The following is a 26,071-nucleotide window of genomic DNA, read 5'->3' on the forward strand; positions in this document are numbered from 1 at the left end:
GGGCTCCCTCCGGCTGCGGATGATCACCGCCTACCCGGTCGCCGGGGGTCCGAAACCTCGAACCGGGCCGGCACACCCGGCCCGGACGCGCACCCGCCCTCACCGGTCCCCGGGCCGGTGTCCGGTCGCGCCGATTTCGTCGAGCAGGCCGCGGATCCCGACGGACTCGCCGGTGATCAGCGACCGGTTCGCGGCCAGCCCGGTGAGCAGGGCGCGCAGGCCGTCGTCGTGGTCGGCCGCGCAGCCGAGCGGGTCCGGGTCCGCGTCGCCGAGCAGTTCGGCGAGCATCCGTTCGTCGCCGCCGCCGTGGCCCTCCCCCAGCCGGACGTCGAGCACGACCTCGGGCGCCGCCCAGTGCCGCTGCACGGTCAGCCGTGCCCGGGCGGGCCGGTCCGCCGCGCCCGCGTGGACGTTCTCCCGGACGTCGAGTTCGAGCCGGCCCTCGCTGCCGGCGAACGCGACGCGGTAGCCCTCGCGCGGCGAGTAGGCGTGCAGGTGGTAGTTCAGCACCACGCCGTTGCGGTGGCGGACGAGCACCGAGAGGTCGTCCTCGATCGTGACGCCCGGGGAGAACACGTTGCGGTCGCGGAGATAACCGTCTTCGGCCTCGGCGTCCCGGTACAGCGCGCGCAGCCGGGGCGAGCGATCGAGGTCGAGGGCGAAGGGGTCGTCGCGCGCCGCCGGCTCGCCGGTGCCGCGGGCGTACCCGGTGGCGTGGCCGTGCCGTCGGCCGTTCTCCTCCCCGTAGAAGACGAGCCCGCCCAGCGCGAACACCGTCTCCGGGCCGCTGCCGAGCCACCAGTTGACCAGGTCGAAGTGGTGCCCGGACTTGTGCACGAGCAGCCCGCCGGAGCGGTCCTTGTCGCGGTGCCAGCGGCGGAAGTAGTCGGCGCCGTGCGCGGTGTCGAGCAACCAGCTGAACTCGACCGACCCGACTTCGCCGATCGCGCCCGCGGCGAGCAGCTCGCGCACCCGGCGGTGCACCGGGTTGTAGCGGTAGTTGAAGGCCACGCGCACCGACCGCCCGGTCACCCGCCGCGCCGCCAGGATGAGCCGGGCGCCGTCGACGTCGGTCGTCATGGGCTTCTCGGTGACGACGTCGCAGCCCCCGCCGAGCGCGCCCGCGACGTAGTGGGCGTGCGTGTGGTCCGGCGTGCACACCACGACGACGTCCACCCGCTCCTTGACGAGCATGACGGCGAAGTCGTCCGGCCGGTAGCACGGCACGGACGTGCCGAGCCAGCCGTTGTGGACGCGCATCCGCGTCTCGTTGCGGTCGCAGAACGCGACCAGCTCCGCTCGGGGTGAGTTCGCGAGGGCCCGGGCGAACAGCTCGGCGCGCGAGCCGAGTCCGACGATCGCGTACCGCGTCATGCCGGGCACCCCCAGGGCAGGTCGAGTTCCGAGAACAGGGCGAGCCGGCCGGCCGCGTCGTCGACGGCGGCGTCGACACCCGCTACGACGAACCGGTCCCCGTCCCGCTCGGCGGACAGCGGACGCGGTTCGGGGGCGCCGCGCACGGCCTCGACGAACGCGGTGAAGGCGCGAGTCTCCGACAGCGGCGCGAGCAGCGGGACCCGGTCGCGGACGTGCCGGACGAGGTTGGTGAGCAGGTCCTCCGGCGGCCCCACCTCGATCGGCCGGTCGCCGAGGAGGACGCGATCGGTCTTGTAGTGCCAGCGGATCCGGCCCGCGGTCCCGTGGACGAGCACGTACGGGTCGTGGTCGGCTTCGGCGGCGAGGGTGGCCGCGACGACGACGTCCGGCGCGTTCGCGAAGCTCAGCCGGGCGCAGGCCGTGTCGTCGCACTCGATGTCGCGCGCCCGGTACAGCTCGACGGTGATGCCCGCCGGGTCGACGCCGGCGGTGCCGTTGAGCAGCAGCGCGGAGGCGACGGCGTGGGCGAACGGGTTGGTCAGCGCCCCGTCGCCGAGGTCGCGGCGGCCGGCCCACGCGGCCCGCCGGTAGTACTCGTCCCGCCGGATCCACGCCCCGGCCCCGCTGACGCCGGTGACCGCGCCGATCTCGCCGCGGGCGATCGCCGCGCGGATCACCGGGATCGCGGCGGACCCGAAGCTCTGGAACCCGGTCTGGACGGCCCGGCCCCGTCGCGCGAGTTCGTCGAAGGCGGCCAGGTCGAGCACCGGCGGCTTCTCGACGAGCACGTCGCAGCCGGCGTCGAGGGCGCGGCGTGCGAGCAGCAGGTGCGTGCGGGGCGGGGTGGCCACCACCGCGATCCCGGCGCCGGTGCGGGAGAGCAGCTCGGCGGGGTCGTAGGTGACGAGCGCGTCGTCCGGCAGCAGGTCGAGGGCTTCCGCCGGCGGATCCCGGACGTCGCACGCGCCGGCGAGCACGATCTCGCCGCGGTCGTGCAGCTCCCGGGCCCGGCGCAGGTGGGTGAGGGCGTACCCGGCGGTGCCGAAGACGACCACGCTGGGCAGCTGGTTCATCGACGCGCGCCGGTCGCGACCGCGGCCAGGCCCAGCGGGCCCGCCACCACGAGGGCCAGCACCGGCAGCATCCACACCAGCACCGCCGACAGCGCCACCGCCACCGCGACGAGCAGCGCTTTCCCCGGCGCCCCCACGGTCTCACGAGCGGCCGTCACCACCGCCCGGCGCCAGGTCGGCTCGGAGGACCCGACCACCGCGCACGTCCGCACCGCGACCACCACCCCTGCCGCGGCGAGGACGAACAACACCGGCCGGAGCACACCGGCACCCGGCATCGACGCCGCCACTTCGAGGTCGACCGCGGCCAGCACGACGGCGGCACCACAAGCCACCGCGAACGCCACCCCACCACGAGCGGTGCGGCGGAAGTCCGCCCAGAACGTCGTCCACAGTGGACGTCCGATGCCGTGCCGGGCCCGGTCCAGGGCCCGGCACCCGGCGGCGAACGCGGGCGGCGCGGTCACGACCGGCACCGAAGCCAGCGCGATCAGCAACCCCACCAGCAGGCAGTCGGCGAACTCGCCCAACCCGGTGCGCCAGTCCACCCGCCGCACGGCCGCTTTCGACACGAGGTCATCCCTTCAAACCGCTGGTGCTGACGCCTTCGACCAGCAGCCGCTGGAAGGCGAGGAAGAACAGCACGATCGGGACCAGCGCGAGCGCCGACATCGCGAACATCGCGCCGAAGTCGGACTGGCTGCTGGTGTCCACGAACAGCCGCAGGCCGAGCGGCACGGTGAACTTCTCCGTGTCGTTCAGGTACACCATCTGCGTGAAGAAGTCGTTCCACGTCCAGATGAACGTGAAGATCGACGTCGTGACCAGCGCCGGTTTCGACAGCGGCAGCACGACGTGCCAGAACGTCCGGTAGACGCTGCAGCCGTCGATCGTCGCGGCCTCGTCGAGCTCACGCGGGATGCCGCGCATGAACTGGACGATGAGGAACACGAAGAACGCCTCGGTGGCCAGCAGCTTCGGCAGGATCAGCGGAACGAACGTGTTGACCAGCCCGGCCTGCTGGAAGATCACGTACTGCGGGATCAGGGTGACGTGGTAGGGCAGCATCAACGTCGTGATCATGAACGCGAACAGCGCGCCGCGGAACCGGAACCGCAGCCGGGCGAAGGCGAACGCGGCCAGTGCGCACGAGACGACGTTGGCCACCACCGAAAGCCCGGCGACGAGGAACGAGTTGAGGAAGAACCGGCCGAAGCCGACGCCCGCCGCGCCTTCCCAGCCCTTCGAGTAGCCGTCGAAGACGAACCGGCTGGGCAGCAGCGCGAGCCGCGAGAGGATCTCGTCCGGTGGCTTGACCGACGCGAACGCCAGCCACGCCAGCGGGTACAGCACCACGGCCACCCCGCACAGGCACAGCACGTGCCAGCCGATCGACCGCGCGGTGCGGGGCACCCGGAGCGCGGTCACGGGCGGTCCTCGTAGAACACCCAGAGCTTCGCGGTGCGGAACACGATCGCCGTCACGATCGCGATCACCACCAGCAGCACCCACGCCATCGCGGACGCGTACCCCATGCGGAAGTCCTGGAAGCCGACCTCGAAGAGGTAGAGCGTGTAGAACAGATCCGCGTCGGCGGGTCCGCCGCGGCCGCCGCCGATGACGAACGCCGGGGTGAACGCCTGGAACGCGTGGATGGCCTCCATCACGAGGTTGAAGAAGATCACCGGGGACAGCATCGGCAGCGTGATGTGCCGGAACCGGCGCCACGCGCCCGCGCCGTCGATCGCCGCCGCTTCGTGCAGCTCGGCCGGGACCTGCTTGAGGCCGGCCAGGAAGATCACCATCGGCGCGCCGAACTGCCACACCCCGAGCAGCACGATCGAGGCGAGGCTGAAGTTCGGGTCGTCGACCCAGCTCGGCGTGTGCCAGCCGAACCGGGCGAGGACGTCGTTCACCGGGCCGCCGCCGGTGAACAGCGCCCGCCAGACCAGCGCGGCCGCGACGCTCGCGCCGAGCAGCGACGGCGCGTAGAACGCGGCGCGGTAGAAACCGTTCGTGCCGCGGCGGGTGTTGAGCAGCAACGCCACCCCGAGCGAGACGGCGAGCTTGACCGGCACCGACACCAGGACGTAGATCAGCGTGACCTCGACCGAGCGCAGGTAGCGGTCGTCGTCGGTGAACATGTGCGTGAAGTTGCCGAAGCCGACCCAGTGCGGCGTGGTGAACAGGTCGTAGTCGGTGAAGGACAGGTAGAGCGAGACGACCATCGGGCCGACGGTCAGCGCCACCGCCCCGAGCAGCCACGGCGTGAGGAACGCGAACGCCTCCGGCTGGTTCTCGCGGCGGTACCCGCGGCCGGGGGCGCGCGGCCCCGGCGCCACCGGCCGGGGCGGCGCCGGGGTGCGCAGCGACGTCATCGGCTACGCCAGGGTCTTGTCGGCTTCGGACATGAACCGGGTGACGGCGTCGTCGATGCCCAGCCGCCCGAACGCGATCTCCTCGTAGGTGCGCTGGAGGAGCTTCTGGATCGCGCCGGCACCCTTCGGCGGGACCGTCGGCGCGGCCCCGAGCTTCGGTTCGAGCGCGGCTTCGTAGGCGTAGAGCGTCTTGTCGTCGCCGGTCGCGCCGGCCGCGAGCTGCGCGCGGATCTTCAGGTTGGGCGCGAGCCCGCGGTCCGTGCCGAGGATCTTGGCCGCGTCGGCGTCGTTGACGAAGAAGTCGACGAGCTTCGCGGCGGCCTCCTGCTGCTGGCTGCGCGCCGAGACCGACAGGAACATCGACGGCCGCCGGTACTGCCCGAGGTCACCGTTCGCGCCGGTCGGGTACGGCGCCACGTTGAGGTTCTTGCCGTTCGCCTTGCGGTAGGCGGGCAGCAGGTTGTCGTAGGCGAACTCGGAGCTGGTCAGCTTCTTGCCGAGCGGCGACTGCTCGGGCGAGGTGTTGTAGGACGCGGTGACGTCGGCGGGCGACGCGGCCTTGGTGTCGCGGAAGCGGCTCGCGAGCTGCCAGTAGCCGCGGAGGTCGGCGGCGGTGAAGCCGAGCTTGCCGTCGGGGGTGTAGAACTGCTTGCCCTGCTGGCGCAGCCAGATCTCCAGCGGCGTGTCCAGAATCCCGAAGTCGGTCACGCCGCGCGCGGCGAACCCGCTGGCGGCGCCGACTTTCGCGGTCGCTTCGGCGTACTGGTCCCAGGTCAGGCCCTTCGCCGGGTCCGCACCGGCGGCGGTGAAGGCGGCGGGGTCGTACAGCATCGCCGGGGTGTTCTGCGCCCACGGCACGGCGTACCGCTTGCCCTGGTAGACGCCGGTGGCGGCCAGCTCCGGGTTGACGTCGGCCAGCGAGACCGCCTTGCCCGCGCCCTGGTTCAGGTCGGCCAGTACATTGCGCCCGCCGTACTCGGCGAGGTAGCGGGTGTCGACGTTGAGCACGTCCGGCGGCTTGCCCCCGGCCGTCTGCGTCGCCAGTTTCTCCCAGTAGGCCGCGTACGCCGCGAACGACGTCTGCACCTTGATCGTGGGGTTCTTCTTCTGGAACAGCTCGACGGCCTGCTTGGTCAGGTTCGCCCGGCCGTCACTGCCCCACCAGGCGAAGGTGATGCTCACGTCACCGCCGCCACCCGGGTCCGACCCGCACGCGGCCGAACCGGACAGCAGCAGGGCGATCGCGGCGACCGCCCCGAACCCGCGCACACGCGTCCGACGCATCGACATCTCCGTCCGGTCGGAATGATCTGTGAGCGCTCCCACGACCCAGCGAGAAAGCGCTTACAGGAACTCGGCGGTCCACCGTAGGACGTGCGTGACAAAGGTGTCAATACGCGGATCGCGCTTTCGAAATCATCGAAGAATGGTTACTCCGAAAGCATTCACACGCCGGTTTCGCCGAAGACGTTCCGCCGGATGAACGGGGTGCGGAACACGCCGCCGGGATCGAGAGTTCCCGCCAGGGAACGGAAATCACCCAGCCGCGGGTACACGGTGTCCAGCTCGCCGCCGTAGAAGAGCTTGCCCCAGTGCGGCCGGGCACCGAACGGGGCGAGGCGTTCCTCGATCAGCGGCAGCAGCGTTTCGACCTCGGATTGGCGCGGCTGCCACGTGAAGTGCAGCGCGACGCGGTCGCCGCCGTGGGCCGGGCTCAGCCACAGGTCGTCGCCCGCGACCGTGCGGATCTCGGACACCAGCAGCACCGGCGCCAGCCGGTCGCCGATCCCGCGCACGGCCTCCATCGCGGCCGCGGCGTCCCGGTAGGGCACGAAGTACTCCGTCTGCAGCTCGTCCCCGACACTCGGGGTGAACTCGAGGGCGAAGTGCGGGAGCCGCTGGTGCCACGGCCCGGGCACGCCCAGCTGCGGGGTGACGTTGCCGGCCGGGACACCGGCCGCGTGCGCCGGGTGCCGCGGGGCGCCGGCCGGGAGGGCGCCGAACAGCCCGGCGCGCTCGGTGAAGGCGTCCACCCGGCTCTTGACCCAGGCCAGGTCGACGGCGTCGTTCACCCAGTTCGTGAACAGGCTGACGCTGTACCCGGCGTCCTCGATCTCGTCGAAGTGCTCGTAGGCGGCCTCCCACGGCAGGCCCTCGAAGACGTCCTGCCGGACGTCGAACGCGGGCACGACGTCGAGGGTGAGCCGGGTGACGACGCCGAGTGCGCCGAGGTTCACGACGAGCCCGGGGAACACGTCCGGGTCTGCGGCCCGCGAGAAGGTGCGGACCTCGCCGCCCGCGGTGACCAGCTCCAGCGCCGAGACGGCCGCGGCGAGCCCCTGCCGACGCCGGCCGGAGCCGTGGGTGCCGGTCGCGACGCTGCCGGCGACCGTGATGTGCGGCAGCGAGGCGAGGTTGGCCAGCGCGAACCCGGCGTCGTGCAGCTGCTGGGCGAAGTCGCCGTACCGGGCCGAGCCGCCGACGGTCACCGTGGCGGCGTCGGCGTCGATCTCGACCGGGCTCTCGAACTCGCTCAGGTCGAGGAGCACCCCGCCGGGCGCGTCGGCGATGTCGTTGAAGCAGTGCCGGCTGCCGAGCGCCTTGACGCTCGACGCGTCCGCGACCGCCTCGCGCACTTCGTCGCGCGTGCGCGGCGTCACCACGGTTTCGGCGGCGTACTGATGGTTGCCGGCCCAGTTCGACTCGCCCATGTTTCCGACAGTACTCAGCCGGCCGACGCGTACCGCCAGAAGTCCCGCATCCACCGCGGCGGGACCGGGTTGTCCTCGCCGACCTGGGTGAGCAGCACGCTGACGGTGCCGGTGGCCGGGACGACGTAGGCGGTGGTGCCGGTGCCGCCGACCCAGCCGTAGCGGCCCGGGACGTTCCACGGGTCGAGGACGGCGACGTCGACCGCGCCGCCCATCCCCCAGCCCTGGCCCTCCAGGAAGAGCGCGCCGATCTCGCGGTGCGCCGCGGTGGTGTGGTCGGTGGTCATCAGCCGGACCGACTCGGGGCTCAGGACCTGCTTGCCGCCGGTCGCGGCGCCGTCGGCGAGCAGCATCCGGCCGAACGCCAGCCAGTCCCCCGCCGTCCCGGCCAGGCCGCCGGAGCCGAGCGGCATCGCGGGCATCGTGCTCCACTGGCCGTCCGGCGCGTCGGCGAGCGCGAGGCCGTCCGGGCCGGCCTTGTAGAAGCTGGTGAACCGGTCGCGGCGGTCCGCGCCGACGACGAACCCGGTGTCGGCCATGCCCAGCGGGGCGAGGATCCGCTCGTCGAGGAACTCGGGCAGCGACGAGCCGGCCACGCGCGCGACGAGCACGCCCTGGATGGCCGAGCACGTGTCGTAGAGCCAGGACTCGCCGGGCTGGTAGAGCAGCGGGACGCCGGCCAGCCGCGCGAGCCAGACGTCGGCCTCGGGGAAGTGCTGGACCTCCCGGCCGTCGAGCTGGACGGGGAACAGCGCCTGCACCGCCGGCAGCGAGAAGTCGGACGCGAACCCCCAGCCGGCCTGGCTGGTGAGCACGTCGAACACGGTGATCGGCCGGTTCGCCGGGACGAGGTCGTCGACGGGTCCCGCCGGCGTGCGCACCACCTTCGGGTCGGCCAGCTCGGGCAGCCACCGGCCGATCGGGTCGTCGAGGGCGAGCCGGCCGTCGTCGACCAGGGCGAGGACGGCGGCGGCGGTGACGGGCTTGGTGAGCGAGGCGAACCGGAACAGGCTGTCCTCGGCCATCGGCGTGCTGCCCTCGACGTCGACCGAGCCGACGGCCGCGACCTCGACGCGGCCGGGCCGGGCCACGACGCCGACCGCGCCGGGCAGCGCGCCGTCGTCGACGTGCCGCTGCAGGATCTCGCGCAGGCTCATGGTGCTCCCCGGGTCGGCGGTCGCCCGAGGCTAGCCCAGCGAGCCGGGGAGCCCACCCGAGCGCCGTCGCGGGTCGTGAGGGTGCTAACCCGCGTTGCCGCTCACGACCGGGCTGCGCCGGTGCCGGGCCTGGTCCAGCAGGGCCAGGCCCGTCGTCTCGCCCTGGCGGTTGCCGGACTCGCGGAAGACGCGCAGCGCGCGGTCGCACACCCCGCGCGCCTGGACCGGCTCGCCCACCGCGAGGAGCGTCTGGGCGATGCCGAGGAGCGCGTACGCGACGCAGCGTTCGTCGTCGAGGTCCTCGAAGATGCCCAGCGCGAGCCGCAGGCAGGCCAGCGACTCCGGCAGCCGCCCGGTGTCGCGGTGCAGGGTGCCGAACTCGGTGAGGACCCTGGCCTCGCGGTGCGCGTCGCCCATCTCGCGGGCCAGGTCGCGGGCGCGGCCCAGCCAGTCGGCCGCTTCGGTGAACTCGGCCAGGCGCGCGTGGGCCGCGCCGATCGAGTTGCGCAGCTGGGCCACGCCGCTGCGGTCGCCCGCCCGCTCCAGGCCGGCCAGCGCCCGGCCGTAGCAGTCCAGCGCGTCCCGCGGCCGGTCCCGGATGCGCGCCACGGTGCCGAGCCCGGCCACCGCCAGCGCCTCGCCGCGGACGTCGCCGAGCTCGGCGAACAGGGCCGCGGACCGCTCCAGGTTCCGGACGGCGGCGGGGTATTCGTCGTTGTAGACGCCGATCTGGCCGAGCCCGCGGGCCAGCACCGCCTCGCCCGCCCGGTTGCCGGCGGCCCGCGCCGCGGCCTGCGCGGTCAGGTGGCTGCGCCGCCAGTCGTCGTAGGCGCCGCGCAGGTCGTAGAACGGGACGGCGGTCGCGGTCAGCTGCCACGCGAGCTCGTCCAGCCCGGCGTCGGCGGCGAGCTGGACCGCGGCGGCCAGCAGCTTGCGCTCGGCGGTGAACCAGGCCAGCGGGTCGGCCACCAGCCGGGCCGCGTCCGGGGGCAGCGGGCCGAGCGAGCGCCCGGTCATCGCGCCGAACGCGGGTGGCAGCGCCGCCGCCGCGGTCTTCGCCAGCGCCAGCAGTCCACACAGGACGCGGGCGAGCGCGTCCCGGCGCACCGCGGCGGGCTCGGCGTCCAGCAATTCCGCCGCGTAGCAGCGAAGCAGGTCGTGCAGCCGGTAGCGCGGCTGCCCGCTCGCGTCCAGCCCGACCAGCGAGACGAGGTTGGCGTCGACGAGCACGTCGAGCACCTCGTGCGTGCCGCGCCGGTCCAGGAGCGCGTCGAACACCCAGCTCGGGAAGTCCTGCGCGCCCAGCACGGCCGTGCGGCAGAACGCCGTCCGCGCGGCCGGGCCGAGCTGGCGCAGGCTCAGCTCGAAGCTGGACCGGACGCCGAGGTCGCCGACGCGCAGCTCGCTGAGCCGGCCCGCTTCGCCGGCCAGCCGGTCGTGCAGGGTCCGCAGGCTCCACGCCTGCCGCCCGGCCAGCCGCGCGCCGGCGATCCGGATGGCCAGCGGCAGGTACCCGCAGCAGGCCACGATGGCCGCGGCTTCGGCGGGTTCGCCGTCGATCCGGTCGACGCCGGCGACCCCGGCCAGCAGCCGCTGCGCCTCCCGCTCGCCGAACACGCTCAGCTCGACGTGCTTCGCGCCGGCCAGCTCCGGCAGCCGGCCGCGGGTCGTGACGAGCACGGCGCAGCCGGCGTCGCCGGGCAGCAGCGGGCGGACCTGGGCGGCGGTGGCGGTGTCGTCGAGCACCAGCAGCACCCGGCGTCCGGCCAGCCGGGAGCGGAACAACGCGGCCCGCTGGCCGAGCCCGGCCGGGACGGCGGTGCCGGTGACGCCCAGGGCGTGCAGGAAGTCGGCGAGGACCTCGGCCGGGTCGCGCGGCGCGCCGGTGCCGGCGAGGTCGACGTAGAGCTGGCCGTCGGGGAACCGGTCCGCGAGGCGGTGGGCGACGTGCATGGCCAGCGCCGTCTTGCCGGTGCCGGGCGCGCCGGTCAGCACCACCGGCGCCGGCCCCGCGCCCAGCGCGGCTTCCAGGTCGCGGACGTAGTCGTCGCGGCCGGTGAAGTCGGGCAGGTCCGCCGGGAGCTGGCGCAAGGGGGCCGAGCCGTCGGCGCCGGCCGCCACCACGGGCCGGCCGGCCAGGATCGCGGCCTGCAGGGCCCGCAGTTCCGGCCCCGGTTCGACACCGAGCTCGGTGACCAGCCGCTCCCGCGCCGTCGTGTACGCCCGCAGCGCGTCGGCGCGGCGGCCGACGCCCGTCAACGCGAGCAGGTACTGCTGCCACAGGCGTTCCCGGTACGGGTGCTCGGCGAGCAGCACGGTCAGCTCGGCGATCGCCGGGTCGTAGCGGCCCAGCAGCACCTGCAGCGAAAGCCGTTCCTCGACGGCGGCGAAGCGGTTCTCGGTGAGCCGGCCGAGCTCGGCGTCCCAGGCGGGCGCGGTCGGCAGGTCGGACAGCGGATCGCCCCGCCACAGCGCTTCCGCCTCGGCCAGCAGCGTCAGCGCCGTCTCGGGGGCGCCGTCCTTGGCCGCGCGGGCGGCGTCGGCGACGAGCCGGGCGAAGTCGTGCGCGTCGACGTCGCCGGGCTCGACGGCCAGCGAGTAACCCGGGCCGTGGGTGCGCAGGGTGGTCTCCGGCAGCAGCCGGCGCAGCCGCCAGACGTAGGTCTGCAGGTTGGCCGTGGCCGACGTCGGCGGGTCGCTCGGCCAGATGGTGTCGATGAGCTGGCCGGGCGGGACCAGCCGGTTCGCGTTGAGCAGCAGGTGGGCCAGCAGGGCCCGTTGCTTCGCCCCGCCGAGCGGCAGCGCGCGGCCGCCGACCGTCACGGTGAGCGGCCCGAGCAGGTGGAACCGCACTTCAGCGCCCATGTCGTACCCCATCACGACGACCGCCCCCACGACGGCGGACTTTAGCCAGGCGATGCGGGGCCGGTGGGCGAATCGCCGACATCGCGGGCACACCGCGCGGATGTCACTCGATTGCCGATCTTGGGCTGAGCCGTCCGGACCACGACGAAAGTCGCGCATTTCCTTTACCGACCATCGTCGGGTTCCGAGATTCACTCACAGCGGTGACGGTAGGTGCGTCCTTGACCACCCGTCACCGCGAGGTCTCCGCCCGCGGATGGAGGTTGATCCCAAAGTGCGTATTGCGCGAACCGGCGTACTCGTCTCCGGCATCCTGCTGTCGGCCCTGGCGACCGCCGCCCCGTCCCTGGCCGCCCAGCCGGCCATCATCGACGGCGGCAACGCCGACTCGCTCCACGCGGCGGCCCGGATGTTCGCGGGTGGCCAGGAGATCTGCTCCGCGACGATCATCGCGCCGGACTGGATCCTGACCGCGCGCCACTGCACCCAGGGCGCGAACGGCCAGCAGATCAGCTTCCACGTCGGGGACCTGGACCAGACGAAGGGCACCACCGTCAACGCGACGTCGGTGCACGAGGCGCCGGACTCCGACATCGCGCTGGTGCAGATCGACCAGCAGGTGCAGACGGACTACGCGCCGCTCGGCTCCGAAGGCGACGTCAACGTCGGCGACCAGGCCGAGGTCTACGGCTGGGGCGCGACCTGCACCGACAAGCCCGAGATCGAGTGCCAGTCGCAGCTGCTGAAGGTGGCGAAGGTCAGCGTGACCTCGATCGACTGCCCGGACGGCGCGGCCGGCGTCTCGGTCTGCGCGAACCGCGGCGACGGCATCACCGCGGGCGGCGACTCGGGCGGCCCGATGTACGCCGGCGGCAAGCAGGTCGGCGTCGCCTCGACCAGTGACCGCCAGTCGTACACCGCCTACATCAACATCACGAAGTACCGCGACTGGATCTCCGCGACCGCGGGCGTCTGAGCCACCGCCACAAAGCGGCACCTCTCCGGGGAGGTGCCGCTTTTGCGTGGTTCGGCCGGCGAACACACCGGTACACGAGGAAGTTCGGGCAAACCTGCTACACAACTCGTGTTCACCCGATGGTGTGGTGTTAACTATCCGGACAGGCAGACAGCGTTTTCCGGCCACGGATGCAGCGGCGCACGCGCGGGCCCGGTGCGCACCGTCCCGTCCGGAAAGGCCGCACCTACATGCAGGTTCCCGCCCCGCTGTCGTCCGCGCAGCAGCGGATCTGGACGTTGTCCCAGCTGGACGGCGCCGGCCCGGCCTACAACGAGGCCATGGCGTTCGCCCTGCGGGGACCGCTCGACCGCGACGTGCTGGCCCGGGCCCTCGCCGCGCTCGCCGCCCGGCACGAGTCGCTGCGGACCCGGATCGTCGTCGACGCGGGCCGCCCCGGACAGGTGATCGAGCCCGTCGAGGCCGGGCTGCCGCTCACCGTGACCGACGTCACCGGCCGGCCGGAGGACCTCGACGAGCTGCGGCGCACCGACCCGCTCACGCCGTTCGACCTGGGCCGCGCCCCGCTGGCCCGGGCCCGGCTGCTCGTCGCGGGACCCGAGCACCACGTCCTGCTGATGACCGTCCACCACGTCGTCTTCGACGGCGCGTCGCGCACGATCCTGTTGCGGGAGCTGGGTGTGCTCTACACCGCGCTCCTGCGCGGCGAACCCGCCGAGCTGCCCGAGCCGCGCCAGTACCGCGACTACGCCCGCGAGCAGCAAGATTGGCTGGCCGGACCGGGACCGGCGCCGCACGAGACGTACTGGCGCGACCGGCTCGACGGTGTGCCGCCCCTGCTGGAGCTGCCCACCGACCGGCCGCGCCCGGCCGTGCAGGACCACCGCGGGGCACGGGTGCCGATCAGCCTCGGCGAGGACCTGACGACGGCGTTGAAAGCGGTGGCCCGCGCCCACAGCACGACCCTCTTCTCGACCATCCTGACCGGCTGGTCGCTGCTGCTCTCGCGGCTTTCCGCCCAGGCTGACATCGTTGTCGGTGTGCCGGCACTGAACCGCGGCAAGGGCGGCGTCAACGCCGGTGTGCTCGGCTTCTTCGTCAACACCCTCCCGGTGCGGACCGGCTTCGCCGGCTCCCCCACCGGCGCCGGCCTGCTCACGCAGGTCCGCGCGACGCTGCGGGGCGCGCTCGACCACGCCGAGCTGCCGCTGGAGCGGGTGGTCGAGCTGGTGAACCCGCCGCGCAGCCCGGCGCACACGCCGTTGTTCCAGAACGGGTTCGCCTGGGTGCCGACGCAGCACGGCGTCCTGGCGCTGCCCGGCGTCGACGTCGACCCCATCGACGACCGGTACGCCCCGGCGAAGTTCGACCTGACCCTGGCCCTGGCCGACGAGGCCGGCGGCGTCGCCGGGCAGCTCGACTACGCCGTCGCCCTGTACGACCACGAGACGGCCGAGCGGTACGCCCGCTACCTCGTCCGGCTGCTGACGCAGCTGGCCGAGCGGCCCGGCGACGAGGTCGCGAGCTACGAACTGCTCGACGACGCCGAGCGCCACGAGATCCTGGCGAACTGGAGCACCGGCCCGGCCCCCGAACACCGGCCCGGCGGGCTCGTCGAGCGGTTCACGACCGAGGCCGACGCCCACCCGGACACGCCCGCCCTGGTCTGCGACGGGAAGACGGTCAGCTACGCCGAGCTGGACCGGCGGGCCACCCGGCTGGCGAACGCGCTGCACGCCCGCGGCGTGCGGCCCGGCCAGGTGGTCGGCGTCCACAGTGGACGTTCGGCCGAGCTGGTGGTGGCCGTGCTGGGGATCCTCGAAGCCGGCGCGGCCTACCTGCCCCTCGACCCCGCCCAGCCGGCCGCGCGGCTGGCGGCGATGGTCGAGGACGCGCGCCCGGCGTTCGTGCTCAGTGACGCGCTCGACCGGCCCGACGGCTGGCTGTCCGTCACCGCCGTCGAGGCCGAAGGCCACGCCACCACCCGGCCCGTCGTCCGGACCGGGCGCGCGGACCTGGCCTACGTCATCTACACGTCCGGCTCGACCGGCCGGCCGAAGGGCGTCGCCGTCACCCACGGCAGCGTGCTGGCCCTGTTCGACCAGTGGCTCGGCCGGTTCGGCGCGACGCCGGGCGAGCCGACGTCGGCGTGGTCCAGCATCGGCTTCGACGCGTCCGTGCACGAGCTGCTGCTCCCGCTGACCACCGGCGCCGTGCTGCACGTGGTGCCCGAAGAGGTCCGGCCCGACCCGGCGGCGTTGCTGGGGTGGTTGCGTGAACACCACGTCGTCCAGGCGTTCCTGCCGCCCGCCTACGTCCGCTGGATCGACGAGGACCTCTCACGGCTCGCCGGGCTCGCGCTGCGGCAGCTGCTGACCGGTGTCGAGTCGCTGTCGGAGGCGGCGCTGGCCCGCTTCGAGGAAACCCTGCCCGGCCTGCGGATCTGTTTCGGGTACGGGCCGACCGAAGCGACGCTGTACGCCACCGCCCACTTCGACCCGCGCCCCCTGGACCGGCCGGCCCCGATCGGCCGGCCGCTGCCCGGTTCGCGGCTGTACCTGCTGGACGAGCGGCTGCGGCCGGTCCCGCCGGGTGTCGCGGGCGAGGTCTTCCTCGCCGGCGACTGCCTCGCACGCGGCTACCTGAACCGGCCCGGCCTGACGGCGGCGCAGTTCGTGCCCGACCCGTTCGTGCCCGGCGAGCGGATGTACCGGACCGGCGACCTGGCCCGCTGGCTGCCCGGCGGCGAAGCCGAGTACGCGGGCCGCCGCGACGACCAGATCAAGCTGCGCGGGTTCCGCATCGAACCGGGCGAGGTGACGGCCGCGCTGCTGGCCGTCCCCGGCGTCCGCGAAGCCGCGGTCCTGGTCGACCGCACCGGCGAACCCCGCCTGGTCGCGGGGATCGCGGGCGGCGGCGGCCGGACCCCGCACGAGTGGCGGGCCGCGCTGGCCGACCGGCTGCCGGACTACATGATCCCGTCCGTCTTCGCCGAGTTCGACCGGCTTCCGCTGGGCCGCAGCGGAAAGCTGGACCGCGACGCCCTGCTCGCGCACGCCCGCTCGATGGCTCCCGCGGTCGTCAACACGGCCGCCCCACGCGACCACGTCGAACTCGCGCTGCTCCGGATCTGGCGTTCGCTGCTGCTGCACCCGGCGATCGGGATCTCCGACGACTTCTTCGACGTCGGCGGCACATCGATCTCGGCCATCAAGCTGGCCCACGCGGTCGGCGAGGAGTTCGGCCGCGAGCTGCCGATCCGCGACGTCATCGTGCACCCGACCATCGAGGCCCAGGCCGCCCTGCTGCGGGCGGACAGCCCGCCCGGCGGCGGCAGCCTGATCGAGTTCCGCCGCGGCGCCGGGCGGCAACGCGTCGTCTGCGTGCACCCCGCCGGCGGGACGGCGTTCTGCTACCTGCCGCTGAGCGCCTTGCTCCCGGACGACGCCGGCGTCCTCGGCATCCAGTCCCCCGGGCTCAACCCCGGTGAAGAGGCGCTGCCGAGCGTCGAGGCGATGGCCGCGGAGTACCTGCGGCTCGTCGATCCCCGGCCGGACGAGTCACTGGTCCTTTGTGGACTTTCCTACGGCGGCCTGATCGCGCACGAGATGGGCCGGCAGCTGGCGGGCCACCCGCGGGTGAGCGTCGTGCTGCTCGACACCAACGCCACCGACGACGCGGCCGCGCGAGCCGCGATCGAGCCCGTGCCCGCGTCCGAGTTCCGGGAGAAACTGGTGCGCTTCAACGGGATGTACCCCGGCATCGACGACGCCCAGATCGACCGCTACCACCGCACGTACAACCACAACCGGCTGACCGCGCGCGACCACGAGCCCGGCGAGTCGGGCGCGCGGCTGGTGTTCGTCCAGGCCGTGGGCGAGGACACGATCCCGGGTTCGGACGAGTTCTGGCGCCGCCGCGCGACCGGCGAGTACCGCATCGAGCCGGCCGACTGCGGGCACTGGAACATGCTGGAGAGCGATGCGCTCCCGCAGGTCGCCGACGTGATCACGGCCGAACTGACCGAGCTGGCGGCCCGATGATCGCCCGGCGCGTCCACGACCAGGCCCTGCGCACGCCGGACGCCGTCGCGGTGTCCGACGGCGCCCGCGCGCTGACCTACGCCGAGCTGGACGCCGGCGCCGCGGCCGTCGCGGAGTCGTTGTCCCGCCGCGGTGTCCGCCCCGGCGACGCCGTCGCGGTGGGCCTGCCGCGCTCGGCGGACCTGATCCTCGTGATGCTCGGCGTGCTGCGCCTCGGCGGGCAGGTCGTGCCCCTCGACCGGCAGAGCCCGCCGGAGCGCCGGGACCACATGATCGCCGACTCGGGCGCGGTCGCCGTCATCCACGACGGCCTGCCCGGCCTGCCGCCGCTCACCCCGGCCGAGCTGCTGGCCGCTCCCGCCGTCGCGGGCGAACCGGCCGAGGCCGCCGCGACGTCGTTCCTCTTCTACACCTCCGGCACGACCGGGCGCCCCAAGGGCGTCGAGGTCCGCGACGCCGGGATCCTGCGGCTGGCCGACCCGGCCTGGCTCGAACCCGGTGCCCGGTACGCGAGCCTGGCCAACCCGGCCTTCGACGCGATCAGCTTCGAGGTCTGGCCGCCGCTGCTGACCGGCGGCACCTGCGTGGTGCTCGACGACGAGACCGTCCGCGACCCCCGCGCGTTCGCCGCCGCGCTGGTCCGCGAGCGCGTCGACACGATGTTCGTCACGGCGTCGCTGTTCAACGCCGTCGCGGAGACGGTGCCGGCCTGCTTCGCCACCGTGGCCCGGGTGCTGATCGGCGGCGAGCAGCTCAACGCGCCGCTGATCCGCCGCTGGTACGCCGCCAACCCGGACTCGGCCACGCGGCTGCACAACGGCTACGGGCCGACCGAGACGACGACGTTCGCGCTGAGCCACCCGATCCCGCGCGGCTTCGACGGCGACGTCGTGCCGATCGGCCGGCCGCTGCCGGACACCGGCGCGCTCGTGGTCGACGGCGAGCTGTACCTCTCGGGCGCCGGGGTCGCCGCGGGCTACCGCAACCTGCCGGACGAAACCGCGCAGCGGTTCGTCGAGCGCGACGGCGAGCGGTTCTACCGCACCGGTGACCTCGTCCGCGCACTGCCGGACGGCACCTTCGCCTACGTCGGACGCACGGACCGGCAGGTGAAGGTGCGCGGCTTCCGGATCGAGCCGGGCGAGCTGGAACGCCGGATCCTCGCCCACCCGGCGGTCCGGCAGGCTCACGTCGCCGCGCACCGCGGGGCCGGGCCGGTCGAGCTGTTCGCGTTCGTCGTGGCCGGGGACCTGGCGTACGCGGACTTCGACGCGCACCTGACCGCGTCGGTGCCGGCCTACATGCGCCCGCACCACGTCTTCCGCGTCGACGCCCTGCCCCGCACCGCGAACGACAAGGTCGACGAGACCGCGCTGCTGGCGCTCGGCCTCGCGCCGTGGCGGCGGCCGGGTACCGGCGAACCCGCGACGCCGTGGCAGCAAGAGGTCCTCGACGTCGTGGCGGACGTCCTCGGCACCCGCGACCCGCGGCCCGGCGACACGTGGCTCACCTCCGGCGGCGACTCGCTCAAGGCGTTGCGGCTGCGGTTCGCCGTCCAGGAGCGGTGGGGCACCGAACTCCCGCACTCCGCGGTGCGGCAAGGGACGTTCGCCGACCTCGCGGCGGCGATCGCCGGGGCCGGGACGGCGCAGTACCCGGTGCCCGCGCCGCCCGCGGGCTTGACGTCCGCCCCCGCGACGAGCGAGCAGCAACGGCTCTGGCTGCTGCAGCAGCGGAATCCGGCGTCCACGGCGTACCACGTGCCGCTGGCGTTCCGGATCACCGGACCGGTCGACGTCGAGGCGCTTCGCCGGGGTTTGCGCGGCCTGGTCGAGCGGCACGTCGCGCTGCGGACGGCGTTCGAGGCGACGCCCGAGGGCCTGCGTCAGGTGGTCGGCCCGGCGTACGACCCGTGGACCGAAGCCGGGGACGGCTTCTTCACCGAGCCCTTCGACCTGGCCGTGCCCCGGCTGTTCCGGGCCGCCTGGGACGGTGAGCGGCTCCTGCTTTCCCTGCACCACATCGCGGTCGACGGCTGGTCGTTGAACGTCCTGTTCCGCGAGCTGTCCGGTGCGGTGCCGGTCGATTCCCGCACGACGTTGGATTTCGCGCTTTGGCAGACGGAGTGGTTCTCCTCCCCCGCCTACCTCGCCCAGCGCGACGAGCTGCTGTCGCTCCACAGTGGACTCGACGACCAGCCGTCGCTGACCGCGTCGATGGCCGGCCGGCTGCGGCGGACGACCCTCGACACCGAGCGCGTCGACCGGTGGTGCGCCGAGCTGGGCCTGACGCGGTTCCAGCTGCTGCTCGGCGTCTTCGCCTGGAGCCTCTACGGCGTCACCGGGCAGACCGGCCCGCGGATCGCCGCGCCGGTGGCGAACCGGCCGGTGCGGGAGTTCGAGGACAGCGTCGGGATGTTCGCCAACACCGTGCTGCTCCCGCTTTCCGTCGCCCCGGACGAGGACCTGCGCGCCCAGCTGCGGCGGCTCGGCACGGCGTCGGGCGCGGTGCTCGACCGGCAGGACGTCGCCTTCGCCGACGTCGCCACGGCGTTCGACTACCTGTTCGTGCTGGAGAACACCGACTTCGGCGCGCTGAGCCTGCCGGGCTGCACGGTGAGTCCACAGTGGATCGAGGCGGCCGAGGCGAAGTGCGCGCTGACGATGTCGGTCCTCGAGCGGCCGGACGGCTTCGACTGCCTCTGGGAGTACGCCGAAGGCCACTTCACCGAGGCGGAGGCCAAGGCGCTCGGCGAGCTGTTCTCGCGCGCGTTCGACCTGCTCGACGCGGGCCCGGCGACCCCGGCCGAGCTGGCCGAGCCGTACCGGCGGAGCCGGCCCGACCACGGCCGCGGCGAACCGGCGCAGCTGGACTGGGAAACGATGGCCGAGGGCTTCGCGCGGCAGGTCGCGCGGACCCCGGATGCCCCGGCGCTGGGCACGATGACCTACGCCGAGCTGGACGCGCACGCGGCCCGGCTCGCCGCCGTGCTGCCCGGGGACGCCACCGACGTCGCGCTGTACTTCGAGCCGTCCGCCGAGCACGTCGTGGCGCTGCTCGCGCTGGCCCGGCTCAACATCACCGCCGTGCCGCTGGACCCGGCCTACCCGCCGGCGTTGCTGCGCCAGGTCCTCGACCAGGTCCGGCCGCGTTGCGTGCTGCTCGCCCCGGGTACCGCGTTCGACGAGATCGACACCGGGATCGAACGGCAGTTCGTCACGCTCTCCGACGGCCCGGCGCCGGACGTCCCGCCCCGGCACGCCGGCCGGCCGCTCTACACGCTGTTCACGTCCGGCTCGACCGGCGTGCCCAAGGGCGTGCGCGTCCCGGACCGCACCCTGGCGAACCTCGTGCAGTGGCAGGCGGCGCCGCCCGCGGTGACCCAGCAGTTCTCGATGCTGTCGTTCGACGTGTCGTTCCAGGAGATCTTCACGACCCTGTGCGGCGGCGGGTGCCTGCACCTGGTCCGCCCGGGGTGGCGCCACGACGTCCCGGCGCTGCTGGCGCAGCTGGAGTCCGCGGGCATCGAGCGGATCTTCCTGCCGTACGTCGCGTTGCAGCTGCTGGCCGAGCACGGCGTGCGGCTCGGGAGCTACCCGTCACGGCTGCGGGACGTGATCACGGCGGGCGAGCAGCTCGTGTGCACCGGCGCGATCCGCCGCTGGTTCGCCGGCCTGCCCGGCGCGCGGCTGCACAACCACTACGGCCCGACCGAGACGCACGTGGTCAGCGCGCTGACGCTCGACGGCGACCCGACGACCTGGCCCGAGCGGCCGGCGATCGGCCGGCCGGTGGCGGGCGCGGTGCTGCGGGTCGCCGGCACGGCGGGCGCGCCCGGCCGGATCGGCGAGCTGCTCATCGGCGGGCTGATGACGACCCGCTGCTACCTCGGGGACGTCCCCGGGAAGTTCGTCGAGACGCCGGAGCTGTTCTACCGCAGCGGCGACCTCGCGCACTTCGGCCGCGACGGGCTCCTGCACTTCGACGGCCGGGCCGACCACCAGCTCAAGGTCAGCGGGTACCGCCTCGAACTGGGGCAGGTCGAGGCCGCGCTGCTGCGCCACCCCGACGTCGTCAACGCGGTCGTGGCGCACGACGGCGAAAGCCTGCTGGCCTGCCTCGAATGCCACCGGACGCCGACGGCCGCGGAGCTGTCCGCGCACCTCGAGCCGTTGCTGCCGCCGCACGCGCGCGTCGACCGCTTCCTCGTCGTCCCGGCCCTGCCGCGGACACCGAGCGGGAAGCTCGACCGGGAAGCCGCGCTGCGGACGCCCGGCGAAGAGCTGCACCGCGGCCGCCGGTCCGGGCTGTCGGGCGTCTCGCGGCAGCTGGCCGAGCTGTTCGAGGAGGTGACGGGCGCGTCGATCGGCGCGGACGAGACGTTCTTCGCGGCGGGCGCGTCCAGCCTCGGGCTGATGCGGTTCCACCTGCGCTGCGCCGAGGAGGGGCTGCGGTTCACCGCGGCCGACCTGTTCGAGCACGTCACGGTCCGCGACCTGGCGCGGCTGCTGTCCGGTGCGGCCGATTCGGTTTCCGCGGCTTCCGGCGAGGTCGCCATCGACGAGCCGATCGCGGTGATCGGCATGGCGCTCCGGGTGCCGGGCGCGCCGGATCTGGCCGCGTTCTGGGACCTGGTGCGGTCCGGCGGGCGCGGCATCGAGCACTTCACCGCCGGCGACGGCCTGGTCGGCGCGCGCAGCATCCTCGACAGGCCCTTGGCGTTCGACCCGGAGCACTTCGGGATCAGCCGCCGCGACGCCGCGCTGATGGACCCGCAGCAGCGGCACCTGCTGATGAGCTGCGTCGAGGCGCTGGCCCACGCGGGGATCACGTCCGGCGAGGGCGTCGGGCTGGTCGCCGGGTGCGGCGAGGACACGTACTTCCAGTCGCTGCTGCGCGAGGGCGACCCGGCCGCGCTGCCGGACGGCTTCCAGCTGGCGCTGCACCACGAGAAGGACTTCCTCGCGACGAAGGCCGCGTACCACCTGAACCTGACCGGGCCGGCGCTGACCACGCAGACGGCGTGTTCGAGTTCGCTGGTCGCGGTCCACCAGGCGGCCGGGCTGCTGCGCACCGGCGAGGCGGACGTCATGCTGGCGGGCGGCGTCCTGGTCGACGTCACCCTTTCCGAGGGCTACCGGTACCGCCCGCAGCACATCTTCTCGGCGGACGGCCACTGCCGCCCGTTCAGCGACGACGCGGGCGGCACGGTCGGCGCGAGCGGCGTCGGCGTCGTGGTGCTGAAGCCGCTGAGCCACGCGCGTCGCGACGGCGACGCGGTGTACGCGGTGATCACGGGCTCGGCGATCAACAACGACGGCGCGGTGAAGCAGGGTTACACCGCCCCGTCGCCGGCCGGGCAGCGCGAGGTGATCCGCGCGGCCCTGCGCCGCGCCGGGCGGACGTCGCTCGGCTACGTCGAAACCCACGGGACGGGCACCCGGCTGGGCGACCCGATCGAGGTCGCGGCGCTGCGGCAGGCGCTGGATCCGTCGGCGGAGTGCGCGTTGTCGTCGGTGAAGAGCCAGATCGGCCACCTGGGCGCGGCGGCGGGGGTCGTCGGCCTGATCCGGGCGGCGCTGTCCGTCCACCACGGACTGATCCCGCCGACGGCGGACTTCCACGCGCCGAACCCGGCGCTGGAGCTGGGCCCGTTCCGGGTGCCGACGGCCGCGGAGCCGTGGCCGTCCGGTCCGCGGGTGGCGGGGGTGAGCAGCTTCGGCATCGGCGGCACGAACGCCCACGTGGTCCTGGAGGCGGACCCGGCCGTCGTGTCGCGTCCGGCTCCCGCGCCGGTGGTCGTGCTGTCGGCGAGCAGCGCGTCGGCTCTGCGCGAAGACGCCCTGCGGGTGGCCGAGTACCTGGAGGCGCACCCGGAGTCCTTTGTGGACGTGGTGCGCCACCTGCAGACGGGCCGCAAGGAGTACCGCTGGCGCTTGGCCGCGGCATGCAACGACGCGTCGGCGGCGGTGAAGTGGCTGCGCACGGCCGAGCCACGCGAAGCAGAGCCCACGGGCACGAGCACACCGCGCGATGATCCGGCGGAACTCGCGGCGGCCTGGCTGCGCGGCGAGCCCGTCGACTGGGGCGTCCCCGCTTCCCCGGCTCCGTGGGACTTCCCGCCGCCCTCCTTCGCCCGCGAGGACTTCGACTTCCCGCGCAAGCCCGCCGTCCAGCGGCGGCCCGAAGCCGAGTGGCTCCACCAGCCCACCTGGGTGCGGCTCCGGCGGGCCACCCCTGCCCAGGCCCCCGTCGACCGCGTGCTCGTCATCTCCAGCAACGGCCCCCTGCCGGCCCCGGCCCTCGACACCGCCTACACCCGGGTCGTTCGCGTGCACGCCGCCACGTCGTTCGCCCACCCGGGGCCGGACCTCTTCGAAGCCGATCCGGCCGACGCGGACCAGCTCGGCCAGGTGCTCGCCGCCCTCGACGGGGACGTCGACTGGCTGCACACCCTCCCCCTCGGCATCAGCGGCCCGGTCGGCGAAACCGCCCTCGCCCACGCGCGCTGGGCCTGCGTCGACGCCCCCGCCGCCCTCCTGCGCGCCGCCGGGACCCGCAAGCTGCGCACCTGGTGGCTCTCCGCCGGCGCCGCCCCGGCGAACACCGACGTCACCCGCCCCGAAGCCGGGCTGCTCGCCGGGGTCACCGCCGTCGGGCCGCAGGAAACCGGCGTGCCCGGGCACTGGATCGACGTCGCGGGCCAGTGGGACGCCGCGGTCGCGGGTCTCCTCACCGGCCCCACCCCGCCCGCGCGGGTCGCCCTCCGGCACGGCTTCTGGTGGGAACAAGGCACCTCCCCGGTCACGCCCGGCGGCGGCCGGACCGCGGACGGCACGTATCTCGTCCTCGGCGGCACCGGCGGCATCGGCACCGCCGTCGCCGAGGTCCTGCTGACCAGGACCACCGGCCGGGTCGTGCTGGCCGCCCGCAACCCGCGGCTGCCCGCACCGCTCGAGCCGTGGGCCGATCGCGTCGACCTCCTCGAAGCCGACCTCACCACCGACGACATCCGGATCGACACGCCGCTGGCCGGGATCGTCCACGCCGCCGGGGTCGCGGCGGGCGGCCTCATCGCGACCCGGGGGGACACGACCGGCCAAGACGCCAAGCTCGCCGGCGCGCTGCTGGTGGAGCGGCTCATCGAACGCCACCGGCCCGCCCTCGTCGTCTACTGCTCGTCGCTCTCCGCGCAGTTCGGCGGCACCGGCCAGCTCGACTACGCCGCCGCCAACGGCTTCCTCGACGCCCTCGCCCACCACGCCCCGGACGCGGCGACCGTCCGGCTGAGCCTCGGCTGGGACGTCTGGCGCGACACCGGCATGGCCGTCACCGCCCTGCGGACCGACGCCCGCCACCAGGCCCACCTCGCCGTCGGCCTGACCGCCGAAGAGGGCAAACGCGTCTTCGCCAGTGCCCTCGACGCCGGGCTCCCGCAGCTCCTGGTGTCGACGACCGACCTCGCCGACGCCCGCGGCTTCCACGAGCGCGAACCGGTCGCCGTCACCGCGCCGCAGGAAGACCCCGCCGCGGAACTGGCCGAGGAGGTGCGCGTGCTGCTCGGCGTCGACGCGCTGGACCCGAACGTCCCGCTCTACGACCTCGGCGCCGATTCGCTGATGCTGCTGGACGTCGTCGACTCGGTGAAACGGCTCTTCGGCGTCGACCTCGAGCTGGCCTGGCTCGGCCCGGAAGTGACGCTCACCGGCCTGCTGGCCCGGCTGGCGGAGGCCGCCGGCCCCGAGGACGTCGCCGTCCAGGTGTGGCAGGAGGGCACCGGCCGTGACGTCGTGTGCCTGGTCCACCCGGTCGGCGGGGACGTCCACGCGTACCGCCCGCTGGTGCGGGAACTCGGGCCGGAGCTGACGGTCTGCGTCATCGCCGACCCGGCGCTGAGCCGGCCCGAGCCGCCGGGCTGGCCGGTCGCCGAGCGCGCCCGCCGCTACCACGCCGCGCTGCAGGCGCGCTTTCCCGACGACGAGTGGCGCTGGCAGCTGGCGGGCTGGTCGTTCGGCGCGTGGGTCGCGACCGGTATGGCCGCCGAGGCCGAGCTGGGCGGACGGCCGGTGCGGGCGCTGCACCTGATCGACCCGCCCGCCCCGGGCGCGAGCTTCGCGGACTACGACGAATCCCGCCTGGAAGCGGTGTTCGAGCGTGAGCTCGGCGCGTCCGGTGGCACGGCGGGCGAGCACGCGCGACGCCTCGCCCGCGCCTGCCGTGCGAACCTGCGGAGCATGACGGGCCACGAACTGCCGAAGCTCGCGGCGACCCCCAGCCACGTCTGGATCGCCGCCGACGTCGAGCCCGGCCTGCCGCCCGCCGCCGACCCGGACGGCTGGCACACGATCCTGCCCGAACCGAGCGACTGGCGGCAGCTGCCCGCCACCCACTACGGCATCGTGCGGGCCCCGCACGTCAGCGCGGTGGCCGGCGCGATCACGATCGGAGCCGAGTGAACCCGTACGAGTCCCAGCCGGCCCGCGCGTTCTGGCGGGCCGCCGTCGCCGAACCGGAGCCCGCCGCGATCGGCGGTGTCTGGACGCCCAAGTTCGCGATCGGCCAGGACGACCCGGTGCTCACCGCGGGCTCCTGCTTCGCCGCGCGGCTCGGGCGCGCGCTGATCGACCACGGGATGAACTTCTTCGACGCCGAACCGCCGCCGCCGGGCCTGACCCGCGAGGAGCGCCGCGCCCGGCACTTCGGCGAGTTCTCCTTCCGCACCGGCAACATCTACACAGCCGCGGTGCTGCGGCAGTGGCTCGCCTGGGCCTTCGGCCACGAGAAGGCGCCGGACGCGGTGTGGACCGGGGACGGCCGGTTCTTCGACCCGTACCGCCCGTCCGTCGAGCCCGCCGGGTACGCCTCCGCCGACGACGTGTTCGGCGCCCGCGAGGAAACCCTCGCCGCGATCCGCCGCGGGGTCGCCCGGGCCCGCTGCCTGATCTTCACCCTCGGCCTGACCGAGGCCTGGGCCGACGCCGACGGCACCGTCCACCCGTCCTGCCCGGGTACGGTCCGCGGCACGTTCGACGGCACCCGCCACACCCTGCGCACCTTCACCTTCGCCGACGTGCACCGGGACCTGCTCGACGTCTTCGCCCTGGCCCGCGCGGCGAACCCGGACCTCCGGTTCGTGCTCACGGTCTCCCCCGTGCCGCTCACCGCCACCGCGGGCACGCAGCACGCGCTCGTCGCGAACACCCACGCGAAGTCCGTGCTCCGCGGCGTCGCCGGGCAGCTGGCCCAGGAGCACGACCACGTCGACTACTTCCCGGCGTACGAGCTGATCACCGGGCAGCCGTTCCGCAGCGGCTTCTACGAGCCCAACCTGCGCGAGGTCACCGCCGAGGGCGTCGAGTTCGTGATGGGGCACTTCACGTCCGCGCTGCGGGGCACGGCGACCGCGCCGGTCCAGGAGCGCCGCGAGCCACGGGTGAAGGGAGGAGATGTCTGTGACGACGCCGTCCTCGACTATTACGGCCCCCGCTAGG

The 26,071-nt window shown here is 74.1% G+C and carries 13 protein-coding genes; 4 read left to right on the forward strand and 9 right to left on the reverse strand.

The genetic code is table 11. The annotated features are described in order from the left end of the window. Positions 1-99 precede the first annotated feature (99 nt). The 9 genes from MUY22_RS40440 to MUY22_RS40480 form a co-directional block, all read right to left on the reverse strand. Positions 100-1,374, reverse strand: a complete 1,275-nt coding sequence (locus MUY22_RS40440) for a Gfo/Idh/MocA family protein (RefSeq protein ID WP_247052459.1) — start codon at positions 1,372-1,374, stop codon at positions 100-102. Continuing rightward, a complete protein-coding gene (locus MUY22_RS40445; protein ID WP_247052460.1) occupies positions 1,371-2,450 on the reverse strand; it encodes a Gfo/Idh/MocA family protein in 1,080 nt (359 codons plus the stop codon). The genes MUY22_RS40440 and MUY22_RS40445 overlap by 4 nt, the downstream gene beginning before the upstream one ends. Then, positions 2,447-3,022, reverse strand: a complete 576-nt coding sequence (locus MUY22_RS40450; RefSeq protein WP_247052461.1) for a hypothetical protein — start codon at positions 3,020-3,022, stop codon at positions 2,447-2,449. The genes MUY22_RS40445 and MUY22_RS40450 overlap by 4 nt, the downstream gene beginning before the upstream one ends. Before the next feature lie 4 nt (positions 3,023-3,026). Continuing rightward, positions 3,027-3,878: a carbohydrate ABC transporter permease gene (locus tag MUY22_RS40455; protein WP_247052462.1), complete on the reverse strand. Its 852-nt coding sequence runs from the start codon at positions 3,876-3,878 to the stop codon at positions 3,027-3,029. Then, positions 3,875-4,828 carry a carbohydrate ABC transporter permease gene (locus tag MUY22_RS40460; RefSeq protein WP_247052463.1) on the reverse strand — a complete coding sequence of 318 codons (954 nt, stop codon included), beginning with the start codon at positions 4,826-4,828 and terminating at the stop codon, positions 3,875-3,877. The genes MUY22_RS40455 and MUY22_RS40460 overlap by 4 nt, the downstream gene beginning before the upstream one ends. A 3-nt stretch (positions 4,829-4,831) precedes the next feature. Next, positions 4,832-6,112 (reverse strand): ABC transporter substrate-binding protein, encoded by a 1,281-nt coding sequence (locus MUY22_RS40465; RefSeq protein ID WP_247052464.1) that lies wholly within the window; start codon positions 6,110-6,112, stop codon positions 4,832-4,834. Positions 6,113-6,273: 161 nt separating this feature from the next. Then, on the reverse strand, positions 6,274-7,539 hold the full coding sequence (locus MUY22_RS40470; protein WP_247052465.1) for an FAD-binding protein: 1,266 nt from the start codon (positions 7,537-7,539) through the stop codon (positions 6,274-6,276). 14 nt (positions 7,540-7,553) lie between these two features. Further along, complete coding sequence (locus tag MUY22_RS40475) at positions 7,554-8,696, reverse strand: serine hydrolase (protein ID WP_247052466.1); 1,143 nt, start codon at positions 8,694-8,696, stop codon at positions 7,554-7,556. Between the two features lie 84 nt (positions 8,697-8,780). After that, positions 8,781-11,591: a BTAD domain-containing putative transcriptional regulator gene (locus MUY22_RS40480; RefSeq protein WP_247052467.1), complete on the reverse strand. Its 2,811-nt coding sequence runs from the start codon at positions 11,589-11,591 to the stop codon at positions 8,781-8,783. A gap of 244 nt (positions 11,592-11,835) precedes the next feature. Between MUY22_RS40480 and MUY22_RS40485 the strand changes: the two genes are divergently transcribed. From MUY22_RS40485 to MUY22_RS40500, 4 genes are all read left to right on the forward strand, one after another. After that, a complete protein-coding gene (locus MUY22_RS40485) occupies positions 11,836-12,537 on the forward strand; it encodes a trypsin-like serine protease (protein WP_247052468.1) in 702 nt (233 codons plus the stop codon). A 230-nt stretch (positions 12,538-12,767) separates the two neighbouring features. Beyond that, complete coding sequence (locus tag MUY22_RS40490; RefSeq protein WP_247052469.1) at positions 12,768-16,580, forward strand: amino acid adenylation domain-containing protein; 3,813 nt, start codon at positions 12,768-12,770, stop codon at positions 16,578-16,580. Beyond that, positions 16,577-25,036, forward strand: a complete 8,460-nt coding sequence (locus MUY22_RS40495; RefSeq protein WP_247052470.1) for a non-ribosomal peptide synthetase — start codon at positions 16,577-16,579, stop codon at positions 25,034-25,036. The genes MUY22_RS40490 and MUY22_RS40495 overlap by 4 nt, the downstream gene beginning before the upstream one ends. Then, positions 25,033-26,070 carry a GSCFA domain-containing protein gene (locus tag MUY22_RS40500; protein ID WP_247052471.1) on the forward strand — a complete coding sequence of 346 codons (1,038 nt, stop codon included), beginning with the start codon at positions 25,033-25,035 and terminating at the stop codon, positions 26,068-26,070. The genes MUY22_RS40495 and MUY22_RS40500 overlap by 4 nt, the downstream gene beginning before the upstream one ends. The last annotated feature ends 1 nt before the right edge of the window (position 26,071 follow it).

The organism is Amycolatopsis sp. WQ 127309, from assembly GCF_023023025.1.
Classification (GTDB): Bacteria; Actinomycetota; Actinomycetes; order Mycobacteriales; family Pseudonocardiaceae; genus Amycolatopsis.